We start from the raw sequence: 15,613 nt of genomic DNA on the forward strand, positions 1-15,613 counted from the left end.
CCGATTGGCCGCGGCCAGCGCGAATTGATCATCGGCGACCGCGCCACCGGCAAGACGACGGTCGCTATTGACACCATTCTCAACCAAGCCCAGATCAACAAGGCCAACATCGGCAACCCCGATTTCCGCCCGATCTACTCGATCTACGTCGGCATCGGTCAGAAGAACTCGAACATCGCCCGCTCCATCGCCATTCTGGAAAAAGCGGGTGCGATGGAATACACGATCATCGTTTCCGCCTCCGCCTCTGAGAGCGCGACCAACCAATATCTCGCTCCGTTTGCCGGTGCCGCGATGAGCGAGTGGTTCATGGACAACGGCATGGACGCCCTGATCGTCTATGACGATCTTTCCAAGCACGCTGTCGCCTACCGCCAGGTGTCGCTCGTTTTGAAGCGCCCATCGGGCCGCGAGGCATATCCTGGCGACGTGTTTTATCTCCACAGCCGCCTGCTCGAACGCAGCGCTCGCGTGGATGAGAAAAACGGCAACGGTTCCGTCACCGCGCTCCCGATCATCGAGACGCAGGCAGGCGACGTGTCGGCTTACATTCCCACGAACGTGATTTCCATCACCGACGGCCAGATTTATCTGGAAACCGACTTGTTCTATCAGGGCATTCGTCCCGCGATTTCGGTCGGTCTCTCGGTCTCCCGTGTCGGTTCCGCCGCGCAGATCAAAGCCACCAAGCAAGTCGCCGGCAAGATCAAAGGTGACTTGGCCCAGTATCGCGAGCTCGCGGCGTTCGCCCAATTTGGTTCGGACTTGGATGCGAAAACCAAGGCCACGCTCGACCGCGGTGCCCGCATCGTGGAACTCTTCAAGCAGACGCAATACATGCCGCTCGCCATCGAGTTGCAGGTCGCTGTGCTCTGGACCATGCAGAATGGTTACCTCGACGACATCGCCGTGGACAAGATCAAGGATTTCCAGAACAAGCTGATGGAGTTTTTCAAAACCCGGAAAACCGATTTGCTTGCCAAGATCATCGACAAAAAGGCGATTGACGACGACATCACTGCGGAACTCAAATCTGCCCTCTCCGACTTCAAATCGACCTACAAGTAGGTCTGACTCCGCCCACGTTTTGATTTCTGCCTAACTCCGATGGCCGCCAACACCCGAGATATTCGACGCCGCATTAAGTCGGTCAAAAACACCGCCCAAATCACCAAGGCGATGCAGATGGTCGCTGCCTCGAAGATGCGCAAAGCCCAACAGCTCGCGCTCGACGCCCGTCCATACGCGGCAGCCTTGCGCAAGATGGCAGTCGCATTGCGCGGCCTCAATTCGGATCAAACTCACCCGCTGCTCGAAGCGCGTCCGGTCGCGAAGGAATTGGTCCTGATCGTGGCCACCGACAAAGGTCTGTGCGGCGCGTTGAACACCAATTTACTGCGCGAAGCGTCGAAGTTTGACCCGGCGAAAACGATCTTCGTGACCTTGGGCCGCAAAGGTTCCCAATGGGTCGCCCGCAACAGGCGCGATCTGGTGGCCGATTTCCCGATCAAGGATTCGCCGACCTTTTTGGAGACGAAACTGGTTTCCAAATTCATCGTGGAGAAGTTTCTATCGGGTGAAGTGGATCGCGTGACCGTGCTCTACACCAACTTCAAAAACACCCTGACCCAAATACCGAAGACGGTGCAACTCGTCCCGGTGACCTCCGAGTTCGAGCAAGCCGACTTCCATTCTAATGGTGACGCAACGACGGCCGCGAGCAGCGATATTTTGTTTGAGCCCGACGCGGCTTCCTTCCTCGACGCGCTCCTTCCCTACTCCGTGCACATCGCAGTTTACAATGCGGTCCTCGAAGCCCGCGCCTCGGAGCACAGCGCCCGAATGGTCGCTATGAAGAGCGCTACGGACAATGCGAAATCGCTCATCAAAGACCTTTCCCTCGAATATAACAAACTTCGCCAGGCCAGCATCACCACAGAATTGCTGGAAATCTCCACCGCACAAATGGTCCTTGGTCAGTAAAACTCTCCACACACAGACAACCCTCAACTTTTTATGAGCACAGACACCGCCACAAACATCGGCACCATCGTCCAAGTCATCGGCCCCGTCATCGACGTCGATTACAGCAAATCGGGACAGTTGCCAAAAATCTACGAAGCCCTCGAAATCGACTTTGAAGTCGGCGGCGTCGCCAACCACCTCGTTCTCGAAGTGCAGCAGCATCTCGGCCAGGGTTGGGTGCGCGCCATTGCGATGAGTTCCTGCGAAGGCCTTAAGCGCGGCTACGACGTCAAGGCGACTGGCGCTCCGATCAGCGTTCCTGTCGGCGACGGCATTCTCGGCCGCATTTTCAACGTCACCGGCGATCCCGTGGACGAGCGCGGACCTGTTCCTCACACCAAGCGTTATCCGATTCATCGTCCGGCTCCGACCCTCGTCGAGCAGGACACCAGCGCCTCCATTTTGGAGACCGGCATCAAGGTCATCGATCTGATTTGCCCGTTCACCAAGGGCGGCAAAGTCGGTGCATTCGGTGGTGCGGGCGTCGGCAAGACGGTCGTCATTCTCGAGCTCATCAACAACATCGCCAAGGAACACGGCGGCTTTTCCGTTTTCGCCGGAGTCGGCGAACGTTCCCGTGAGGGCAACGATCTTTACCACGAAATGAGCGACGCCGGGGTCATCAACCAAGCCGATCTCAGCAAGTCCAAAGTCGCGCTCGTTTATGGCCAGATGAACGAACCTCCTGGCGCCCGTCTCCGCGTCGCGCTCTCCGCCCTCTCCATGGCCGAATATTTCCGTGACGAGAAAAACCAGGACGTGCTTCTCTTTGTAGACAACGTCTTCCGTTTCTCGCAGGCCGGTTCAGAAGTCTCCGCCTTGCTCGGACGCACCCCGTCCGCAGTCGGTTACCAGCCGACTCTCGCCTCCGAAATGGGCACGCTCCAGGAGCGCATCACCTCGACCACGAAAGGTTCCATCACCTCCGTGCAGGCGGTTTATGTTCCGGCGGACGATTTGACCGATCCGGCTCCGGCGAACACCTTCGCGCACTTGGATTCCACCGTCGTGCTCGAGCGTTCCATCGCCGAGTTGGGCATTTATCCAGCGGTCGATCCGTTGGCCTCGACCTCCAAGGCACTCTCGCCCGACATCATCGGCGAGGAACACTACAACGTCGCTCGCGGCGTGCAGCGTGTGCTCCAGCGTTACAAGGATCTTCAAGACATCATCGCCATCCTGGGTATGGACGAACTCAGCCCGGAGGACAAAACCACCGTCTTCCGCGCTCGCAAAATCCAGCGTTTCCTCTCGCAGCCGTTTCACGTCGCGGAAGTCTTCACCGGAACTCCCGGCCAGTATGTTTCCATCGCTGAAACCGTGCGAGGCTTCAAGGAAATCCTCGAAGGCAAACACGACGACGTTCCAGAAGGCAACTTCTACATGAAGGGCGGCATCGACCAGATCAAGGACTGAGTCGAGTTTCATTCGAATCTGCAACGCTGAATTCTGTGGCTACACTAAACCTGCAAATCGTCACTCCCGACAAACTCACCTTCAACGACGACGTGGACTCGGTGGTGCTGCCCGGCGTGGACGGAGAACTCGGCATTTTTCCTATGCACATCCCGCTCATGACCTCGATTCGCCCCGGTGAATTGGTCATCAGCCAAAAGGGAAAAGTGACGCATCTCGCCGTGGGCGAAGGCTTCGTCGAGGTCACCGGCGTCAGCGTCAGCGTCGTCACCGACATGGCGGTCGAGGAATCTCACATCAACGAGGCCAAAGTGCAGGAAGCGCTTGATCGCGCTCAAACTCGACTCAAGGAGGGCGCACTGGAAGGCGAGGACCTCGCATCCGTCGAATCGTCGATCACCCGCAGTCTGGCGCAGTTGAAAGTGAAACGCCGGACGCATCACTAAAGAACGTGGCCAATCTGGCCTCTTCAAGAAAACCGCCCATGCCTCGGCATCGGCGGTTTTTTTGTGATCTTTTCGGGTTCATTAGAATACGGCCCGGCAATTGCTTGAATCGGAGTCAAAGTTGTACCGGATGAAGATTTCCCCCCCAGAGCCAGAGACGAATAAAAAGATCCACAAGACCAAAATGAGGCCGAGCGCGGAGACGCAGTTCTCGATTTTGAATGCGCTGCCCGCGCATGTCGCGCTGATCGACAACCTGGGTAGGATTCTTTTGGTAAACGACGCCTGGCGGCATTTCACCACGGAAAACGTGCTGCAAAGTCCCGAAGTTGGCAAAAATTACCTCAACATCTGCGACGCAACGACGGGCGAAGACTCTCTAGATGCGCACGCCGCGGCAGCCGGGATTCGTCAGGTTTTGCGTGGGGAGGTGAAGGATTTTGCAATGGAATATCCGTGCCCCTCGTCCGAGGAGCCGTGCTGGTTTCGGCTGATGGCGACGCCGGTGGACCATGGCGAAGTGAGCGGCGCAGTGGTGATGCACGTCAACATTACGGATCGAAAGCAGGCGGAGGAGGCACTCAAAAGAAGTGAGGCGAGTCTGGTCGTGGCCCAGCGCATTTCGCATTTTGGGAGTTGGGAGTTGGACCTCACTCTCCCGGACATCGACGGCAATGCCTTGCACTGGTCCGATGAAATGTTCCGCATCGCGGGCTTCGAACCGGGTTCGGTGCGCGTGACGAATGAGCTATTTTTCAGTCTGGTGCCGCCCGAAGAGCACGCCCTCATTCGCGAAACGGTGGCGAAGGCCATCCTCGACCGAAAACCTTATTCTCTGGTTCACCGCCTGATCCAGCCCGACGGCACCGAATGCATCGTGCATGAGTCGGCGGAGATTTTCTTTGATGAAAAAACCGGAGGTCCGACCAAGATGATCGGCACCGCACAGAACATCACCTCGCAGCGCCGGGCGCAGGAAGCGATCCGCCTGCAGGCCCACATGCTCAACCACATCGGGCAGGCCGTCATCGCGACCGATACGACTGGCACTGTGATCTACGCCAACCGTTTCGCGGGCGAGCTTTACGGCTGGTCGCCGCAGGAAATGCAGGGCCGAAACATCATGGACGTCACCGTCCCGAAAGCCAGTAAGGCGCAGGCGGCGGAGATCATGGGCCGCTTGCAAAGTGGCGAAAGCTGGAGCGGCGAATTTATCGTCACGGGTCGCAGCGGAGTGGAATTTCCCGCGCTGGTCACCAATTCCCCACTGCTCGACGAGCAGGGAAAAACGGTCGGCATCATCGGGATTTCCTCGGACATCAGTCAGCGAAAAAAGGCGGAAAGCGACATCGAGCGGCAGGCGGCGTTTGCGGCATTTAACCCTAACCCGGTCATCGAACTCTCGGCCACAGGCGAGGTGTCCTACTTCAACTCCGCCACGATGAGACTCACGCACAGCCTCGGTTTCGAGCAGGCGGAGCAAATCCTCCCGCCCACCACTGGCCAGATCGTGCGCGACTGCCTAAGCACGGGCCGGCCCTGGTTGCGGCTCGAAATCGAAACAGCGGGCCGCGTTATTTCGTGGTCGTTCTTTCCGATTCCGGCGCTGCAAGTGGTGCATGGCTACGCGGGCGACATTACGGATCGCAAGCGGGCCGAGAACGAGCGCGACCGGCTTTTTAATCTCTCGATCGACATGCTTTGCGTCGGCAGTTTCGATGGCCGCCTGGAACAGGTCAACCCTGCCTGGACCCAGTGTCTCGGCTGGAGTACGGAGGAATTGACTGGTCGGGCATGGCTCGATTTTGTTCACCCCGAGGACCGCGCGGCGACGCAGGACAACAATGAATATCTCGTCATCGGCAAGCCCGTGCGCAATTTCGAGAACCGCTACCTCTGCAAAGACGGCTCCTTCCGCTGGCTTTCCTGGAACTCGCATTCGCTCATGGAAACGCGCCAAGTCTTCGCCGTGGCACGCGACGTGACGGAGCGGCGCGAGAGCGAGGCCCAACTCGCCGAGCAGGCCGCGCTCCTCGACAAGGCGCAGGACGCCATCATCGTCCGCGATCTGGATCATCGCATCCTTTTCTGGAACCACAGCGCCCGGCAGCTTTTCGGATGGACCGACGACGAGGTGAAAGGCCGCTGTGCCGCAGATTTCCTCTACAGCGATCGCACGCATTTTCTCCAAGCCGCCGCTGCCACGATCAGCAAAGGCGAGTGGGTGGGCGAACTGGATCAGATCACCAAGGCTGGCAAACCGCTCAAAATCCAAGGCCGCTGGACACTCGTCCGCGACTCCTCCGGTGCTCCCAAATCAATCCTGACGATCAACACCGATGTCACTGAAAAGAAGCGGCTCGAAGCCCAGTTCCTTCGTGCCCAGCGCATGGAGGGCATCGGCACGCTGGCCGGCGGTATCGCCCACGACCTCAATAACATGCTGGCTCCCATCATGATGTCGCTCGAAATCCTGAAGATGAAATTCCCGGACTCCGACACCGAGGACATCCTGAACACCCTCGAAAAAAGCGCCCAGCGCGGGTCGGATCTGGTCCGTCAAGTCCTCTCTTTTGCCCGCGGCGTGGCCGGCCACCGTGTCCTCGTGGACCCCGTCCACATCATCAAAGACATCCAGAAAATCGTGCAGGACACGTTCCCGAAGACGGTCGCATTTCATCTCGCCGCCAGCAAAAATCTCTGGTCGATCACCAGCGACCCGACGCAGATGCACCAGGTGTTTCTGAATTTATGCATCAACGCCCGCGACGCCATGCCGCAGGGCGGACGCCTTTCCATTCAGTTGGAAAACGTCCTTCTCGACGAGACTTACGCCGCGATGAACCCCGACTCGAAGCCGGGCGCTTACGTTTTAGTGAAGGTCGAGGACACTGGGACGGGCATTCCGCCGGAAGTCCGCGACAAGATTTTTGAGCCGTTTTTTACGACGAAGGAAATCGGCGAAGGCACCGGTTTGGGACTTTCCACGACTTTGGGCATCGTCAAAAGCCACGACGGTTTCATCAATGTGGTGAGCGAACTGGGCAGCGGAACCAAGTTTGAGGTCTATCTGCCGGCCCATACCGCAGCCATCGCCGTCGAGCCAGCACCGGTCGCGCCTACGAAGTTTCCGGTCGGCCACGGCGAAACGGTGCTGCTGGTGGATGACGAGGAGGCCATTCGCAAGATCGCTCAGAGCACGCTGGAGCGTTTTGGTTACCGGGTCTTGCTCGCGTCGAATGGAGCGCAAGCAGTCTCGCTTTACGCCCGGCACCAGCACGAAATCGCCGTCGTTCTCACCGACATGGCGATGCCGATCATGGACGGCGCGACGCTGATCGTGGCCATCAAAATGATCAATCCGAGCGTGCGCGTGATGGGCTCCAGTGGATTCACCTCGACGGAGAACATGGCCAAAGTCGCCGCTGCCGGGGTGCGCCATTTCATTCCGAAACCCTACACCGCCGAGTCGATGCTGAAAGTGCTGCAAGCCGCCTTGCAGGAAAAACCCTAACTCGTTTCGGGGTGCGGGCGCTTCCAGGCGTGACGCAATGCCGACGGTTTGCTATACGGAATCATGCACCGTTTCTCCCGGCTCACGTTCGCTCTTTTGGCGACGCTTTTTCTCCATGGCTGTGGCGGAGGATCGTATCGCGGCTACAAAACCGCCGGCTACCACGTCGGCGGCCAATGGTATCAACCGATGAGTCCGCAGGAGGCGGTCGGCTACACCGAGGAGGGATTGGCGTCGCATTATCACGAGGGATTTCTCATTTTTCCGGGGCACGACGCGCTCGACGGCAGCCTTTATCCATGGAGCAGCGGTGCCGCTCACAAGACACTCCCGCTCCCGTGCGTCATCCGCGTGACCAACCTGAAAAATGGACGTCACGTCAAAGTCCGCGTGACGGATCGCGGCCCGTTCATTCGCAATCGCATTCTCGATGTCACCTCGCCCGTGGCGAAAAAACTCGGCTTCTACGACGAGGGCCTCGCCCGCGTCCGGCTCGAAGTCCTCAGCGTCGGCGACGGGAAATACCGGATTCCCTAACGTCGCACCCAGATCGTTGCCTGCGCGATGCTCCACTGGTATTTGCGGGCGTGTTCGCGAATGAGGAAGGGCAGGTCCTGCGTCGTCAGCAGGAGAAAATCGGGCAGCTCGAGTTGCAGTCGTTCGTAAGTCGTCACGGCGCGCTCGTTCTGGTAAAAACCGCCCAGCCAGTTTGCCTGCGGCGTGTATTCCTCCAGCCACGTGTAGGGCGAGGTGAGAATGAGTTGACCGCCCGGTTTCACCAGCGCGGGCAACTGGCGCAGCAAACGCAGCGGCTCCGGCAGGCGGTCGATCAAGTTGGCCGCGTGAACGACATCAAACTCGCCCAGCCCCGGTCGCAGATGCATCGCATCGCCGGTTTCAAACTGCACCCGGTGACGCTTTATTTCCGATGGCAGAAAATTCCGCAGCGCCGTTGCGAGATGACCTTCCTCGCAGCGGTTGAACTCCGCGAAACCCGATTCCTTCACCGCCCGGGCTGCGGCGATGAAGCGTTGCGAGAAATCGACTCCGATCACTTCCTCACAATGCCGCGCCAGCTCGAAGCTTGACCGTCCCACAGCGCACCCCAAGTCGAGTGCGCGCGCCGGTTTCGAGAGCAGATCGGGCTGCAAGGTCTGTGACACGGAACGCACGGCGAAGTCGGCCGAAAACGCCATTTCCGGCACTCCGGGCGGAATCACCTGCTCCGGCGACGCGTAGTGAAAAAGGAGATATTCCGCCAGCAGTTTGTCCGTTTCGTAGGGGTTCATGGGAGTGCCATTGTGATCAGCCCAAGACGATTCGCCAAAGCAAAACGCCCGGCAGATTTCTCCGACGGGCGTTTGCAGATAAGAATGGAAGTCCGCTCTATTTTTTCTTCGCAGCGCGCTTTTCCTCGATGGCGGCCTGGGCTGCAGCGAGGCGGGCGACGGGCACGCGATAGGGCGAGCAACTGACGTAGTTGAGGCCGACGCGGTGGAAAAATTTGACACTTTCCGGATCGCCGCCGTGTTCGCCGCAGATGCCGAGCTTGATGTCTGGACGCGTGCTGCGTCCTTTTTCGATGGCGATTTTGACGAGTTCGCCGACGCCCGTTTGGTCGAGGCTGGCGAAGGGGTTGTTCTTGAAGACCTCGTTCTCGACATACGGCTGGAGGAAGTTCCCCATGTCGTCGCGGCTGATGCCGAGCGCAGTCTGGGTCAAATCATTCGTGCCGAAGCTGAAGAACTGGGCCGAAGTCGCGATTTCGTCAGCCGTGAGCGCGCCGCGTGGGACTTCGATCATGGTGCCGACTTGATAGCTGAGTTTACACTTTTTCTCCTTCTGTACCTCGGCAGCAACGCGATGAACGATCTCGGCCTGGAGGTCGAATTCTTTCTTGAACCCGACGAGCGGAATCATGACCTCGGGTTTGACTTTGATCCCTTTCTTCTGAACCTCGGCTGCGGCCTCAAAAATGGCGCGGGCCTGGGTTTCCGTGATCTCGGGATAAGCGATGCCGAGACGGCAGCCGCGGTGTCCGAGCATGGGGTTGAACTCGTGCAGCGAGGCGACGCGGGAGGCGACTTTCTCGGGGGTGATGCCGAGTTTTTCAGCCAGCGCGGCCTGTGCCTGGTGGTCGTGCGGAACGAACTCATGGAGCGGCGGATCGAGCAGGCGAATGGTGGCCGGTAAGCCCTTGAGCGCCTTGAAGATGCCGATGAAATCCTCGCGCTGATAGGGGAGGATTTTTGCGAGCGCCGTGCGACGGCCCTCGACGTTTTCGGCGAGAATCATTTCGCGAACGGCGTCGATGCGGTCGCCCTCAAAGAACATGTGCTCGGTGCGGGTGAGTCCGACGCCAGTCGCGCCAAACGCCATGGCGATCTGGGCCTGATCGGGCGTGTCGGCGTTGGTGCGGACAGCCAGACGGGTCGCCTGCGAGGTCCACTTCATGAGCTGCTGGAAGTTGCGGAATTTCTCGGTCTTCTGGGCGTTTTTGTTGCCGCTGACCGTGCCAGTGATGATCTCGCTCGGCGAGGTGACGATTTCGCCCGCGTAAACGGTGCCCGCAGTGCCATCGATCGAGAGGAAATCCCCCTCGCTGAAAGTCTGGCCGGAGGCGATGACGGTCTTCGCGTCGTAGTCGATCTGCAAGGCCGATGCGCCGCAGATGCAAACCTTGCCCATCTGACGGGCGACGAGCGCGGCGTGCGAACTGACGCCGCCCTTGGCTGTGAGAATGCCCTCAGCGGCGATCATGCCGCGCAGATCCTCGGGCGAGGTTTCGTTGCGAACGAGGAGCACTTTTTCACCACGCTCGGCAGCGGCGGCGGCACGGTCGGCGTTGAGGTAGATTTTACCCGAAGCCGCACCGGGACCAGCGGGAAGTCCGGTGGCGATGATGGCGGCCTTCTTGATCTCAGCGAGGTCGAAAACCGGCGCGAGTAACTGATCGAGCTGGTCGGCGGGATTGCGCAGAATGGCGGTTTCCCAGTCGATGAGTTTTTCCTTCACCATGTCGATGGAGAACTTCAGCGCGGCGGCGGCGGTGCGCTTGCCGTTGCGCGTCTGGAGCATGAACAACTTGCCTTCCTGGATGGTGAACTCGACGTCCTGCACGTCCTTGAAATGTTTCTCCAAAGTGGCGCGGACCTTGAGCAATTCCGCGTAGCTCTTCGGCAGCACTTTTTTCAACTTCAGCACGGGTTCCGGGGTGCGGACACCGGCGACGACGTCCTCACCCTGTGCGTTGATGAGAAACTCGCCGTAAAATTCGTTCACGCCGTTGGCCGGGTTGCGGGTAAAGGCAACGCCACTGCCGGAGGTTTCGCCGGTGTTGCCGTAAACCATCGCCTGCACGTTGACCGCCGTTCCCCACTCGCTCGGGATGTTGTATTTGCGGCGGTAAACGATCGCGCGATCATTCATCCAGGAACCGAAAACGGCTCCCGCGGCACCCTTGAGCTGCTCCCAAGGATCGCTTGGGAAGACGCGACCGGTGCGATCTTTCACGAGTTTCTTAAAGCGGCGAACGAGTTCCTGCTGGTCCTCGGCGGTCAGCTCGGAATCCACGATGTCGCGCTCGTATTTCTCGTGTTTGTATTCCTCGATCACGACTTCAAACGGCTCGTGGTCCTCGCCCTCGCGCTTCTGCAAGCCGAGCACGACGTCGCCATACATCTGCACGAAACGGCGATAGCAATCCCAGGCAAATCGCTCGTTGTTCGTCGCCGTGGCGAGTGCGATCACAGTCTCGTCATTCAGACCGAGGTTCAAAATCGTGTCCATCATGCCCGGCATGGAATCGCGGGCGCCGGAACGCACGGCCACGAGCAGCGGGAAGCCTTTGGCGTCGCCAAATTTGTAGCCCATGATTTTTTCCATGTTCGTGATGCCGGCCTCGACCTGGCCCTGCATCTCGGGTGGATAGGTTTTCTTGTTGGCGTAGAAATAGGTGCAAACTTCGGTCGTGATCGTGAAGCCGGGAGGCACCGGGAGTCCGATGCGAGTCATCTCGGCGAGGTTCGCGCCCTTGCCGCCGAGGAGTGGTTTTTGGGAGCCGTCGCCGTCTGCTTTTCCAGCACCCCAAGTGTAAACGTATTTGCCTTTTTTCGCCTTGGTCGGACCGGATTTTTTGGCGGGGCCCGCCTTCCTGGCGACAGTTTTTTTAGAGGCGGGTTTGATGGCTCTCACCGCCTTGGCGGGAGCACTTTTTTTCTTGGTTTTGGTGGGCATAAAATAATGGGATGAAAGGGCCGCCAGACGACGGGGAAAACGAAACTAGCAAAACGCCACTGGGTGTCAACGCTAGCGATTTGACAGCGGAGTTAGAACGCAATCTGCAAACCGGCTGCCGCCAGTTTTCTAGGCATTCGCATGGGTCGCGCTGATCAGCACGTCGCCAAGCATTCCCGTGAATTCCGCGAGGCCGGTGCTCGGGATGATGATCGTATTCCGCCGGCCATGCGCCTCCTCTGTGATCCGCAAAAAGCGTCCCCGTTCGTTCTCGCGATACTCGATAAAAAAATGTTTTCGCTCCACCTGCAACTCGCGCGACGCAATGACGTTATCCATTTGAAACCCTTTGTTAACTACGTTGACCTCGGCGCTATTTGCCACGGAATAACTTTCCGGCCAAGGCTTTTTTCATGCGGGCCCGGCGGCGTTGATCGCATTGATTAACAACCGGAGCCGGCCAAAGTTTCGTCGGTGCGGGGAAAAAATAAGCCGCGGCAAATGCGCCAGCGCCGGTTCATTCGCCTCGATCTCCAGCGCTGGGCCCTGCGTGATATTTTCGCCCTGCAGCAGATCGACAAATTCCTCCTCCATGCGAGTTACAGCCGATTCTGGGATCGCCCGCTGCAGGCGCAGCACGAGCTGGTTGCCGACCCAGCGCGACGAATGGTAGTTGCTGTAAAACTGCACGATTTCATCCACTGCGGCGTCCACATTATCCGTGACGGTGAAGAGATGGAAATCGTCCGCTGAGACGAGTCCCTGCTTCAGCAAATGATTCCGCATAAACTCGACCATGGTCTGCCAGAAGTCGCCACCGGGCTTGTTCACGAGCACGACTGGCAGCAGCCGCGCCTTCCCGGTTTGCATCAAAGTCAGGCACTCAAACGTCTCATCCAGCGTCCCGATTCCGCCCGGAAAACAGGCCAGCGCGTGGGTTTCCTTCACGAAATTCAGCTTCCGGGTGAAGAAATAATTGAAGTTGATCAGCTTGCTGTCGCCCTCGATGAAACGGTTCGCCCGCTGCTCGAAGGGAAGTCGAATGTTCAGCCCGAAACTGTGCTCGCGCCCCGCGCCCTCGTTCGCCGCGCCCATGATTCCGTCGCCGCCGCCGGTGATCACCATGTAACTCCGCTCGGTCATTTTGCGGGCGAAATCGACCGCGCACTGGTAATCCTCCGCCGTCGAGGGCGTGCGGGCCGAGCCGAAGACGGCCACCTTGCGAATGCCGTGATACGGCGCAAACACCTTCGCGGCGTAGCGCAATTCCTTGAGCGAGCGGTTGAAAAGTTTCAGGTCCGCCTCGCTCACTTCCGGGTCAGCCATGCGCAGTGCAGTGCCGATCATTTGCTCGACCAGGCGCGGATTTTTCCCCCCGCCCCAATCCTCGACGATCTGCCGGATGCGGGCGTCGAACTCCGGTTTTCCAGTGGGCAGATTCAAGCGTGGCTGGGGATGGGCAGGATCGTGCAAGTGGCAAACCATTCCTCGTTTTCCAGGAAACGCACGGGAAATTTGCTCCATCGGCGGTGAGTCAAATGCAACTCCGCCCTCCAAAAGTAAAAATGGACCACTCCCGAAGAACTGATAATTTGGTTGCCCATGAAAATCGTCCGCTACGAAACTGCCTCCCGCCAGACCGGCCATGGCGTGCAGCATTCCGACGGCCGCGTTACCCGCATCGCTGGCGACATTTTCGGGAGTTTTCAGGACACGGGCGAAGCGGTGGAAGTCGCCAAGATTCTCGCCCCGGTGGAGCCGACTTCCATTCTTGGCATCGGGCTGAATTACCGGAAACACGCCGAGGAAACCGACGCGCCGTTTCCGAAGTTTCCCATCCTTTTTACGAAGGGACTCGGCGCCACGCAGCACCCAGGCGATCCGATTCTCATCCCCACGCATCTGGCGAGCCATGAGGTGGATTACGAATGCGAGCTGGCCATCGTCATTGGCAAAAAAGCCAAGAACGTCTCCCGCGCAGATGCCTTCGATTACGTCCTCGGCTACACTTGCGCCAACGACGTGAGCGCCCGCGACTGGCAGAAGCAATTCGGCGGCAGCCAATGGTCGCGCGGGAAGTTTTTCGATACGTTTTGTCCGCTCGGCCCGGTGCTGGTGACGACCGACGAGATCCCCGATCCAAACCAGCTCGCGATCCGCACGATTCTCAACGGCGAAGTCGTCCAGGAGTCGCATACGAGCGACATGATTTTCGATGTCCCGGCGTTGATCGAATTTCTCAGCGGCAGCACGACACTTTTCCCCGGCACGGTCATTCTCACCGGCACGCCGAGCGGCGTCGGCATGGCCCGCAAACCCCCGCTCTGGCTGAAACCGGGCGACGAGGTCACCATCGAAATCGAGAACATCGGGAAGCTCACCAACCCGGTAGCCAACGAATAGCCAGCATGAAACTGACGGCCCCTTTGGCCTTATCTGCCGCGCTCTTTCTGGCGACTCTGGTGAACATTTTCGCCACGGAACCGCTCCCGCTGCCCACCAATCAGGTAAGCGTGGAACTCGCCGCGCCGCCGCTCGATGGCACGGTGTCGATCGGAGTTTTCGATGCGTCTAACAAGTGCATCCGCGTGCTCTCGAAAAGCGCCGACTCGGATTCGATTCCGTCCGCGCTCAATGGATTTCTCGTGGTCTGGGACGGGCAAACCGCAGACGGAACGACGGCAGCGAAGGGCACCTACGAGATCCGCGGCGTGACCGTCGGCGATGTCTCGGTGCAGGGAGAGGCCTATCATTTCAACGATTGGATCAATCCCGACAAACCAGCCATCTCGCCCACTTCCACGCAGTTCGTGCGCGTGCTGGAAAACGGCGACTTCGTGGTCTTTCAAAAGCTGGCCAACGGACTCAATCAACTCGCGCGCTACTCGGCGAAAGGCGAGCTGCAATGGAGCACCGCGACTCGGATGCAGCCGGTCGATCTGGTTATCAACGGGCTGAAGGTTTGCCTCGCCAGCGCGAATTATCTCCAGCAATTCGACCTGGAAAAAGGCGCGGTCAGCGAACCCAACAAATCACTGGCTAACATCGCCGCAGTCGCCTCTAACTCGACTGGCCTGCTCGGTATCGTGGATGGCAAGCTGGTCCGATTCGATCCCGCCACTTTGGAGCCCACGCCGCTCGCCGATCTTCCGACTGGAACCAAACTCCTCACCTCGCGCGGCGATATTGTTCTCGTCTCGGACGGCACCAGCGTTTTCCAAAAGACCGGCGACCACTTTGATAAAATTCCGCTCCCGGCACTGGACTCGATCACGCATCTAACATTAGGTCGCGACTCCCATTTCTGGCTCACAACCCAAGGCGCGAGTCTCACCGAATTCGACCTCCAAGGCCAGCCCCTGCGCAGCCTGGAGCCAGAGGGCGAGGACACATTCCTAACCTTCGACGTAAACGCCGCCGACAATCAAATCGCGCTGGTTAGCAGCAAGCTGGATCGCCAGCGTTTCCGCATCCTGCAATGGACCGACAAGCCCACGGCTGATCTCTCCCTCTGGAAAACGAACCTGCAAAAAGACAGCCAGCCCAGCCGCGACTTTGGAATCGACCTCAACATTTTGAAACCCGTCGCCAGCGGCAAGCTGCCCTCTGAGAAAACACCCGCCATTGCCTTGGTCGACAACCCGCTCACGCCCGGCGAAAAAGCCAGTCTGCGAGTCACATGCAACTCGATTGGCAACGAGCTTTGGCTCACGACCGCCGACGGTTTGCCCCTCATCCTGATCGCGCCTGAGCTGACTTCCAATCGAATCGCACTCGTTCGCGGCAAGCGCGCCGGATCGCTCCGCCTCTACGCCGCCGTCCCCGGAGCTGTGGCCGAATTTTCCCTCAGCGGCCTCCAGAACATGATGCAATTTACCAGCGAAAAAATCACCTGGCCACCCGGTCCGCGCCAGGCGGCGGATGAGTCCAACGTCCCGAGCAACGACCCCGCGCCCACTCCTGAAACCAACTAACA

12 protein-coding genes are annotated in these 15,613 nt (G+C 58.9%); 8 read left to right on the forward strand and 4 right to left on the reverse strand.

Translation table 11 applies throughout. The features are described 5' to 3' along the window. From atpA to ABIT76_04455, 6 genes are all read left to right on the forward strand, one after another. Positions 1–1,068, forward strand: a 1,068-nt coding sequence (gene atpA, locus ABIT76_04430) for a F0F1 ATP synthase subunit alpha (GenBank protein MEO7932389.1), incomplete at its 5' end; no start/stop codon positions are given. Positions 1,069–1,107: 39 nt separating this feature from the next. After that, a complete protein-coding gene (gene atpG / locus ABIT76_04435; GenBank protein MEO7932390.1) occupies positions 1,108–1,983 on the forward strand; it encodes an ATP synthase F1 subunit gamma in 876 nt (291 codons plus the stop codon). A 33-nt stretch (positions 1,984–2,016) separates the two neighbouring features. Further along, positions 2,017–3,441, forward strand: a complete 1,425-nt coding sequence (gene atpD, locus ABIT76_04440; GenBank protein ID MEO7932391.1) for a F0F1 ATP synthase subunit beta — start codon at positions 2,017–2,019, stop codon at positions 3,439–3,441. Positions 3,442–3,476: 35 nt separating this feature from the next. After that, the gene (gene atpC, locus ABIT76_04445) at positions 3,477–3,887 is read left to right on the forward strand and encodes an ATP synthase F1 subunit epsilon (GenBank protein MEO7932392.1); all 411 of its coding nucleotides are present in this window, start codon (positions 3,477–3,479) and stop codon (positions 3,885–3,887) included. A gap of 130 nt (positions 3,888–4,017) precedes the next feature. After that, positions 4,018–7,401 (forward strand): PAS domain S-box protein, encoded by a 3,384-nt coding sequence (locus ABIT76_04450; protein MEO7932393.1) that lies wholly within the window; start codon positions 4,018–4,020, stop codon positions 7,399–7,401. Positions 7,402–7,464: 63 nt separating this feature from the next. Then, positions 7,465–7,938 (forward strand): septal ring lytic transglycosylase RlpA family protein, encoded by a 474-nt coding sequence (locus ABIT76_04455; protein ID MEO7932394.1) that lies wholly within the window; start codon positions 7,465–7,467, stop codon positions 7,936–7,938. On the opposite strand, the gene ABIT76_04460 is transcribed toward ABIT76_04455, so the two are convergent. The 4 genes from ABIT76_04460 to ABIT76_04475 all read right to left on the reverse strand — a co-directional run bounded on the left by ABIT76_04460 (position 7,935) and on the right by ABIT76_04475 (position 13,110). Next, on the reverse strand, positions 7,935–8,690 hold the full coding sequence (locus tag ABIT76_04460; protein MEO7932395.1) for a putative 4-mercaptohistidine N1-methyltransferase: 756 nt from the start codon (positions 8,688–8,690) through the stop codon (positions 7,935–7,937). The genes ABIT76_04455 and ABIT76_04460 overlap by 4 nt on opposite strands. Before the next feature lie 97 nt (positions 8,691–8,787). After that, positions 8,788–11,637: a pyruvate, phosphate dikinase gene (ppdK, locus tag ABIT76_04465; GenBank protein ID MEO7932396.1), complete on the reverse strand. Its 2,850-nt coding sequence runs from the start codon at positions 11,635–11,637 to the stop codon at positions 8,788–8,790. Positions 11,638–11,766: 129 nt separating this feature from the next. After that, positions 11,767–11,976: a DNA-binding protein gene (locus ABIT76_04470; GenBank protein MEO7932397.1), complete on the reverse strand. Its 210-nt coding sequence runs from the start codon at positions 11,974–11,976 to the stop codon at positions 11,767–11,769. A 72-nt stretch (positions 11,977–12,048) separates the two neighbouring features. Further along, positions 12,049–13,110 (reverse strand): TIGR00730 family Rossman fold protein, encoded by a 1,062-nt coding sequence (locus ABIT76_04475; GenBank protein ID MEO7932398.1) that lies wholly within the window; start codon positions 13,108–13,110, stop codon positions 12,049–12,051. Between the two features lie 129 nt (positions 13,111–13,239). Between ABIT76_04475 and ABIT76_04480 the strand changes: the two genes are divergently transcribed. Next, positions 13,240–14,040: a fumarylacetoacetate hydrolase family protein gene (locus ABIT76_04480; GenBank protein ID MEO7932399.1), complete on the forward strand. Its 801-nt coding sequence runs from the start codon at positions 13,240–13,242 to the stop codon at positions 14,038–14,040. Between the two features lie 5 nt (positions 14,041–14,045). After that, entirely contained in the window at positions 14,046–15,611 is a 1,566-nt protein-coding gene (locus ABIT76_04485; protein MEO7932400.1) for a hypothetical protein, read from the forward strand. Positions 15,612–15,613: the final 2 nt, after the last annotated feature.

This window comes from Chthoniobacterales bacterium (genome assembly GCA_039930045.1).
In the GTDB taxonomy this organism is placed as follows: Bacteria; Verrucomicrobiota; Verrucomicrobiia; order Chthoniobacterales; family DASVRZ01; genus DASVRZ01.

Coding starts and splice junctions, on each gene's coding strand:
- ABIT76_04480 (MEO7932399.1), top strand. CDS start 13,240: ATGAAAATCGTCCGCTACGAAACTGCCTCCCGCCAGACCGGCCATGGC.
- ABIT76_04460 (MEO7932395.1), bottom strand. CDS start 8,690: ATGAACCCCTACGAAACGGACAAACTGCTGGCGGAATATCTCCTTTTT.
- atpD (MEO7932391.1), top strand. CDS start 2,017: ATGAGCACAGACACCGCCACAAACATCGGCACCATCGTCCAAGTCATC.
- ABIT76_04455 (MEO7932394.1), top strand. CDS start 7,465: ATGCACCGTTTCTCCCGGCTCACGTTCGCTCTTTTGGCGACGCTTTTT.
- ABIT76_04485 (MEO7932400.1), top strand. CDS start 14,046: ATGAAACTGACGGCCCCTTTGGCCTTATCTGCCGCGCTCTTTCTGGCG.
- ABIT76_04450 (MEO7932393.1), top strand. CDS start 4,018: ATGAAGATTTCCCCCCCAGAGCCAGAGACGAATAAAAAGATCCACAAG.
- ppdK (MEO7932396.1), bottom strand. CDS start 11,637: ATGCCCACCAAAACCAAGAAAAAAAGTGCTCCCGCCAAGGCGGTGAGA.
- atpG (MEO7932390.1), top strand. CDS start 1,108: ATGGCCGCCAACACCCGAGATATTCGACGCCGCATTAAGTCGGTCAAA.
- ABIT76_04470 (MEO7932397.1), bottom strand. CDS start 11,976: ATGGATAACGTCATTGCGTCGCGCGAGTTGCAGGTGGAGCGAAAACAT.